5 protein-coding genes and 2 pseudogenes are annotated in these 7,737 nt (G+C 79.2%); 3 read left to right on the top strand and 4 right to left on the bottom strand.

The window, feature by feature from the left end; genetic code table 11:
• The 3 genes and pseudogenes from CS2_RS19195 to CS2_RS17100 form a co-directional block, all read left to right on the top strand.
• Window positions 1-793 (top strand): annotated as a pseudogene (locus tag CS2_RS19195) (hypothetical protein); the annotation flags it as partial.
• Between the two features lie 65 nt (window positions 794-858).
• Window positions 859-2,109 (top strand): annotated as a pseudogene (locus CS2_RS19730) (methyl-accepting chemotaxis protein); the annotation flags it as partial.
• A gap of 193 nt (window positions 2,110-2,302) precedes the next feature.
• Window positions 2,303-2,530 (top strand): hypothetical protein, encoded by a 228-nt coding sequence (locus CS2_RS17100; protein WP_070320884.1) that lies wholly within the window; start codon window positions 2,303-2,305, stop codon window positions 2,528-2,530.
• Here CS2_RS17100 and CS2_RS17095 read toward each other — a convergent pair.
• From CS2_RS17095 to CS2_RS19190, 4 genes are all read right to left on the bottom strand, one after another.
• Window positions 2,499-4,751, bottom strand: coding sequence for a transglutaminase-like domain-containing protein (locus CS2_RS17095; RefSeq protein WP_070320883.1), 2,253 nt, complete (start codon window positions 4,749-4,751; stop codon window positions 2,499-2,501). The two genes, CS2_RS17100 and CS2_RS17095, sit on opposite strands and share 32 nt — an antisense overlap.
• Complete coding sequence (locus tag CS2_RS17090; RefSeq protein WP_070320882.1) at window positions 4,748-5,944, bottom strand: DUF58 domain-containing protein; 1,197 nt, start codon at window positions 5,942-5,944, stop codon at window positions 4,748-4,750. Before CS2_RS17090 ends, CS2_RS17095 begins: the two co-directional genes overlap by 4 nt.
• Window positions 5,945-5,954: 10 nt before the next feature.
• Window positions 5,955-6,923: an AAA family ATPase gene (locus CS2_RS17085; RefSeq protein WP_070320881.1), complete on the bottom strand. Its 969-nt coding sequence runs from the start codon at window positions 6,921-6,923 to the stop codon at window positions 5,955-5,957.
• A partial coding sequence (locus tag CS2_RS19190; RefSeq protein WP_217997405.1) for a hypothetical protein occupies window positions 6,920-7,737 on the bottom strand: 818 nt, incomplete at its 5' end. The genes CS2_RS17085 and CS2_RS19190, both read right to left, overlap by 4 nt.

The raw sequence follows: 7,737 nt of genomic DNA, 5'->3' as shown, positions 1-7,737 counted from the left end.
GCCAGCGGGGGCGGCCGCGGCCCCCGCCGTCGACCCCGCGCCCGGCACCGGGACGCCCGCCACGTCGGACGCCGCGCCCGCCGCCGCACCCGTGGCCGCCCGGGGAGGCACCCTCCCACCGCTGGAGCTGCCGCCCGTCCAGCCCGAGGACGACCGGGCGCTCGCCCCGTCGGCGCTCTCGCTGCTGCACGCCCCGGTCCCGGCGGCCGTGGGCGCCGACGACGAGGCCACGGGGCTGCACCCGGCTCCCCCGGGGCTGCCGCCACGCACGGCCGACGCCCCCGACGCGACGGCCGGCGGCGGACGCGGCGGCTGGGTGCGCGTCGCGGCGTTCGTGGGCGGCGCGATCCTGCTGGGCAGCGCGGTCGGCGTGGGCGTGACCACCTGGGCGTCGGCGCGGCAGGCGCCCGGGACCGCGCAGCCGACGCCCTCGCCCACGCCGACGGCCGCCGAGGTGCCGGTCCGCGAGGACCCCGTGCCGTCGCCGACCGGCCCGCTGCAGCCCGAGGTGTCCGACCCGGGGGTCACCCCCACCGACCTCGTGGCCGTGGACCGCGGCACGAGCGTCGAGCTGAGCTGGGGCGACCCGACGGGCGGCGGGGCGACGTTCGTCGTCGTCGACCCGCTCGACGACCCGCCGCGCGCGCTGGTGTCGCTGCCCGCGGGCGCGACCACGTACACGGTCGAGGGCGTCGACCCGCAGTCGCCGCGCGTGTGCCTGCGCGTGGTCGCGATCCTCACCGAGGACACGCAGCGCCGGGGCATCTCCGACGAGGCCTGCGTGGACCGGTAGGGGCGGAGGTCCCTGGTCGGCCACGTTCACCCGTCCGTGTCCCTCAGACGCCGCGGGCGGCGCCGATGGGTGAGACGCACCTCGCGTCCCACGCCCCCCGGAGGCACCCCATGAGCACGTCCCGCCCTCGACGTCTCCGCTTCGACGACCGCAGCGTGCGCACGCGCGTCTTCACGATCGCGGCCGTGCTCATGCTGGGCCTCGTCGTCGTCGCGACGACGTCGCTGCAGGGCGCCGCCCGCGTCGCGGCGCTGCGCGACCGCGCGGACGACGCGGTCGCCGTGCAGGCGCGGGTCGAGGCCGGCCGGTACGGCATGCTCTGGGCCGCCGACTACCTCGCGATCATGGCCTGGTCGTCCCGGGTCGACGGCGGCGACGTCGCCGCAGCGTCGGGCGGCGACACCATGGCCGGCTACACGCAGGGCATCACCGAGTTCCGCGACAACGTCGTCGACCTCGACCCCGCGACGCTCGACGACGACGGCCGGGACGCGCTCGCCGCCATCGACGCGGCCTGGCAGGGCTACGTCGACGCCGACCAGAAGATCTTCGCGGCGTGGCGCGACGGCCGCCTCGACGAGGGCGACGCGACCTGGCAGGGCGAGCGCTGGGACGCGTACTTCGTGGTCGCGGGCGCGCTCGACGACCTGCGCGCGGCCGTGCAGGCCCAGGTGGACGACCTCGACGCGCAGGTCCTCGCGACCGAGACCCGCAGCCGCTGGCTGACGATCGCGACCGCGCTCGTCGCGCTCGTCGCGGGCGGCACGCTGGCCTGGTTCGTCTCGGGCGGCATCATCCGCCGCCTGCACGCCGTGCGCGGCGCGCTGCAGCGCCTCGCCGAGGGCGACCTGACGGTGCGCGTGCCCGCGGACTCGCAGGACGAGGCCGGGCAGATGGCGCGCGCCCTCAACGAGGCCGCCGAGCGGGTCGCCGCGCTCGTGCGCGACATCACCACGACGACCGCCGCGCTCACGAGCGCGAGCGAGGAGCTCACGCAGGTGTCGACCGCGGTCGCGGCGGCCTCGGACCGTGCCTCGCGGCAGGCCGGCGAGGTCACGACCGCGGCCGCCGGCGTCTCGACGAACGTCCTCACGGTCGCGTCGGGCTCGCACGAGATGGAGACGTCGATCCGCGAGATCTCGCGCAACGCGACGCAGGCCGCGCAGGTCGCCGCGACCGCGGTCGACGCCGCGGGCCGCACCGACACCACGGTCGTGAGCCTCGCCGAGTCCAGCGAGGAGATCGGCAACGTGGTGCGGCTCATCACGGCGATCGCCGACCAGACGAACCTGCTCGCGCTCAACGCGACCATCGAGGCGGCACGTGCGGGCGAGGCGGGCCGCGGCTTCTCGGTCGTGGCCGGCGAGGTGAAAGGAGCTCGCGCAGCAGACGTCGCGCGCGACCGACGAGATCTCCCGGCGCATCGAGGCGATCCAGTCCGACTCGCGCGGCGCGGCCGACGCGATCCGGGAGATCGCGCAGATCGTCGGCTCGATCAACGACTACCAGATGACGATCGCGTCGGCCGTCGAGGAGCAGACCGCGACGACCAACGAGTCGGGCCGCAACATCACCGAGGCCGCCGCGGGCTCCGAGGCGATCGCGGCGCACGTGGCCGACGTCGCGGACGCGACCCAGGAGGTCGCGGGCGGCATCGCGCAGGCCCGCGAGCGCATCGACGGGCTCGCGGCCCTCGCGCAGGCGCTCAGCGCGCAGGTCGCCCGGTTCCGCTGCTGACGCGCGACCGGGGCGCGCGTGGCGGCGGGGCGAACCACCACGTGAGCCGCCGGGCGGGACGCGCGCCCCGGCGCAGCAGCCGCTCGACCTCGCGGGCCTGCTGCCACGCCGCCGCGTCGTCCGTCGCGGCGCCGGGGCCGAACGCGGCGGCCTCCGCGCGCCGCGCGAGCCCGGACGCGTCGACACCCGTGAGCGCGGCCATCCGCTCCGCGAGCCGGGGTGACGTCGCCGCCCCGGGCGGGGGGCCGTCGCGCAGCGCGAGCGCCTCGGCCGCGTGCTGCCACGCCCCGACGGCGCCCGCGGCGCGCAGGCGGCGTCGCCTTACGACCCGCAGCGCGGCCAGCGCGGCCGCGGTGCCGGCCCCGGCCGCACCGAGCACCACGACGAGCGCGAGCGCCACGACACCGAGGGCCGCGCCCCCGGCGGCGTCGCGCGGCGGCACGTCGGCGTCCGGGTCGGGTGCCGGCGCGTCCTGCGGCGCGTCGACGGGCACGTCGTCCTCGACGGGGGTCCCCGCGTCCTGCTGGCGCGCGTCCGGTGCGACGCCCGTGGCCGTCGCCGCGTCGGGCGACGGGTCGAAGCGCACCCAGCCCGTGCCCGCGAGGTACACCTCGGCCCACGCCCGCACGTCCGCGCCGCGCACGTCGCGCGGTGCGGCGTCGTCCTGCGCGGCGCCGCCCGGCACCGCGAACCCCAGCACGACGCGCGACGGCAGCCCGACGGCGCGCGCGAGCACCGCGAACGCGCCCGCGAACTGCTCGCTCGTGCCGACCTGGCCGCCGTCGGCGCGGTCGGCGAACAGGAACTCGCGCAGGCGCGCGTACGACGAGCCGCTGACGGCGTCGACCGCGAGCTCGCGGTCGGCCCGCACGGTGTCGGCGAGCAGCGTGGCCTGGTCGAGCCGCGAGTGCGCGCCGGCGACGACGTCCTGCGCGTAGCGCCGCAGGTCCGGCGGCACGCGGTCGAGGCGCAGGTAGCGCTCGACCTCGGCACCGCCGGGCACGCCCGCGCCGGCCGCACGGGCCGCGTCGGGCGCGTCGACCTCGCCGCGCACGCGGTACGTCAGCCCCGCGGGCAGCCGCCCGTCGGGCGTGGGCGGCACCGCGAGGACGCCCGTGTCGGCGTCGACGAGCGCGCGCGGCGCCGTCGTCGCGACCACGTCGCCGGCCGACGGCAACCACGGGCCGGGCGACCCCGACGGCCCGGCGAGCGCCGCGAGCTCGACCTCGACGTCGACCGCCGACCGCGCGCGGCCCGGCGCGAGCGAGGGCTCGACGACCGTCCCGACCGCGCGCAGGTCCAGGTCGGCCGACCACCCCGTGCCGTCGAAGTCCGGCAGCGTCACCCACGTGAGGTAGCCCGGGTGCGTGCCCGCGACGCGCAGCACCGTCGCGTCGGCGTCGGTCTGCCAGCGGGACAGCTCGGCGAGCGGGTGCACGGCCGGCGCGGGGACGCGCGGCGGCGCGACGTGCTCGCGCGGCTCGAACGCGCGACCCGTGACCGCGCCCGCGCTCGCGACGCCGACGGCCGCGACGAGCGCGACGACGACGAGCCCGGCGACGCCACCGGCGCGCCACCGCGTGCGGGGGCCGCGCGTCGCGTGCCCGAGCCGGGGCGCCTCGCGCTCGCGCGCGACCGCGTCGCCCCCGAGCAGCACCCACCCCGCGGCCGCGACCGCGACGAGCGCGACCGCGACGACGCCGCGGTCCGCCGCGCCGGCCGTGAGCAGCAGCGCGGCGGCGTAGAGGACGCTCGCCCCGACCAGCGGCGCGACGCGTGCCGGTGCGCGACGTCCGAGCGCGAGCGCGACGCCCAGCGCGACGAGCGCCGCGAGCACGACCAGCGGCAGCGCGAGCAGCGGTGCGGCCGGGCGCGGTGCCGTGAGGAGCCGCGCGACCGCGTCGGCGACGGGTGCGAGCGCGGCGGCGGCACCCGTCGAGCGCCACGCGTCGTCCGTGCCGTCCGGCAGCGGCACCGCGCCGACCCGCGCGACGGAGGCCGCGACGACCAGCACGAGCGCGACGACCGCCGTGCCCGTCGCCCACGCGGGCACGCGCAGGCGCCGCGCGAGCGCGACGAGCCCGAACGGGACGAGCACGGCGCCCGCGAGCGGCGCGAGGACCACGGGTGACGTGAACGCGGCGGCCGTCGGCACGCACGCGAGCAGCAGCAGCGCGCACGCCCACGCGGTCACCGCGAGGCCCGCACCGCGCGCGCTCACCGCGCCACCGCCAGGTCCCAGCCGCGCAGCAGGTCCTCGGCGCGCGGCCCGCGCACGACGGTCGCGGCGCCCGACGCGCCGAGCACGCGCTCGGGAACGGGGTCGACGACGAGCAGCAGGCAGGTCGCCGCACCGCGCCCGGCGAGCAGGAGCGCGGGCAGCGGCGCGCGGTGGCCCGTGACCACGGCGAGCACGTCCACGACCGCCCCGCCGCCCGGCGGCACGGCGACCGCTGCGTCGAGCGACGCCTCCCGCGGGCCGCCCGGCGCGACGACCGTGAGCCGGTCCGCGGCGTGCGCCGCCGCGCGCAGCGGCTCGCCCGAGCCGGGCACGCCCGCGGGCGCCTCGACGTCGAGCCGGCCGGTGAGCGTCACGCAGCGCACCGGGGCGCCGTCGGCCGCGCACGCCTGCACGAGCGACGCCGCGACGTCCACGGCCTCCTCGAAGCCGTCGCCCGCGGCGTCGTCGCCGTACGCGGCGGCGCGGTCGTCGAGCAGCACCGTGAGGTGCGGCTGCGCAGGGTCGGCGTCCTCGCGGACCATCGGGGTGCCGACGCGCGCGGTGCTCGCCCAGTGCAGGCGGCGCAGGTCGTCGCCGGGGACGTACTCGCGCAGCCCCACGAGGTCGGTGCCCCCGTGCTCGACGCGCTCCTGGGTGCCGACGTGCCCGCGGCGGCGCCCGGGCGGCGGCGCGGACGCGGCGAGGAGCCGCGGCACGACCTGCAGCGTCGACGAGCCGCCGCGGCGCTCGCGCGCACGGGCGAGGTCGGCCAGCCCGCGGCGCTCGAGCACGAACGGCCCGACCGGGACGAGCCCGCGGCGGTCCGTCGGCACGGGCACCTCGACCTCCCCCGTGCCGCGCGGCGCGAGGCGCACGGGTGCGAGCGGCAGCGCGCGGCCCGCGACGTGGTCGGTGCCCGCGACCTCGAGCGGGAGCCACGGCGAGGCGTTGCGCAGCGCGACGTGCGCGGCCGCCGGGGCGAGCCGCGGCGTGCGCGCGGGCTCGACGCGGTGCGTGACGTCGAGCGGCGTCGGCAGCGCGAGCCCGACGAGCGCGGCGAGCACCAGCCCGAGCGCCGCGACGCCGAGCGCGACGAGCCCCGGGTAGCGCGCGAGCAGGCCGAGCACGAGCGCCGCGACGCCGAGCACGGTCAGCACCGTGCCGCGCGCCGTGGGACGCAGACCGCGGGACACGTGCCGCGCCTCAGACGGCCGCGGGCCGCGGCACCTCGACGGCCTCGACCGCCGCGGCCACGACGTCGGCGGCGGTCGTGCCCTCGAGCAGCGCCTCGCGCGTGAGCACGAGACGGTGCTCGAGCACGGCGTGCGCGACGCGCTGCACGTCGCTCGGGACGACGTAGTGCCGCCCCTGCGCGGCCGCCTGCACCTGGCCCGCGCCGACGAGCGCACGCAGCGCGCGCGTGCTCGCGCCCAGGCGTGTGCGTGCGTCCTCGCGCGTCGCCTCGCCGAGCGCGCGCACGTAGCGCAGCAGGGGGTCGGCCACGTGCACGGCGCGCAGGTCGCGCACGAAGCGCGCGACCTCGTCGGGGCTCGTGACGACCGGGACGCTCGCGACGTCGCCCGCGCTCGACCCGGGCCGCAGCACCGCGAGCTCGTGCTCGAGGTCCGGGTAGCCCAGGCTCACGCGCAGCAGGAACCGGTCGAGCTGCGCCTCGGGCAGCCGGTACGTGCCGTCGAGGTCGACGGGGTTCTGCGTCGCGACCACGAGGAACGGGTCGGGCACGGTGTGCGTCGTGCCGTCGGCCGTGACGGTGCGCTCGGCCATGACCTCGAGCATGGCCGACTGCGTCTTGGCGGCGGCGCGGTTGATCTCGTCGGCCAGCAGCACGTGCGAGAACACCGGCCCGGGGCGGAACCGCACCTCGCCGGTGGCGGGGTCGAGCACGCTCGTGCCCGTCACGTCGGCCGGCAGCAGGTCGGGCGTGAACTGGATGCGGCGCGACGTGCCGCCGAGCGCCGCGGCGACCGCGCGCGCGAGGGTCGTCTTGCCGGTGCCGGGCACGTCCTCGAGCAGCACGTGCCCGCCCGAGAACAGCGCGGCGACCACGAGCTCGACGACGGGCCGCTTGCCGTGCACGGCGTGCTCGACCGCGTCGACGACGCGCCCGTGCAGCACCCGGAAGTCGGCGACGGTGGTGACGGCGTCGGTCATGCGGGGCTCTCCTCGGTCGGGGCGTGCGGGCTCGGCGGTGCGGTCGGTGCGGCGTCGTCCGTGGCCGCCGCGGCGGGGCGGGTGCGCAGGCGTGCGGCGCGCAGCGCACCTGCGGCGAGCAGGAGGCCCGCACCGGCCGCGGCGAGCGGCGGCCGCTCGGGCCCCACGGGAAGCCGTGGGGTCCACGGCAGCGGCACGACGACCACGTCGGGGTCGCCGGGCGTGATGCTCACCGGCTGGGTGCAGATGCCGGTGTTCGGGTTGCAGTACGCCCACGTGTTGCGCGGCGGCACCTGCTCGGTCACCGAGGCGGACGTGACCGTTCGGCCATCGACGTTCTCGGCCCGGACGGCGACGGTCACGGAGCCCCCGGAGAAGCTGCCGAGGTGCACCGCACCCCCGGAGCACGACACGCTGCCCGCGGCGGCTCCGTTGACGACGAGCGTGCAGCCGCCCTGGTGCGCCGCCCACGACGCGGGGGGCGAGAGCTGCGCGGACATCGGGACGTCGGGGTCGCCCAGGCCGGGGGTGCCGTAGTGGACGTAGGCGACGACCGAGTCGCCGTCGGCGGGCGGCGGCAGGGGCGGCGCGGGGACGCTCACGCCCGTGCTCGCAGCGGGCCCGGCCCCGACGCCGTTGGCGGGCGTGACGGTCACGGTGAGCGTGCCGCCGTCGGTGCACAGGGGCTGCCCGCCGCAGGGCACGCTCAGGGTCGCGCCCGTCGCGGCGGTCGTGGTCGAGCCGCCCGTGCCGCCGCCCGACCACGCGACCGCGTACCCGCTCAGCGGCGAGCCGTTGTCGGCGGGGGCCCCCC

It is taken from the genome of Cellulomonas iranensis NBRC 101100 = JCM 18110, assembly GCF_001552375.1.
In the GTDB taxonomy this organism is placed as follows: Bacteria; Actinomycetota; Actinomycetes; order Actinomycetales; family Cellulomonadaceae; genus Cellulomonas; species Cellulomonas iranensis.
Note: the sequence above shows the minus strand (reverse complement) of the source record. Positions and strands in the feature narration are given on the sequence as shown.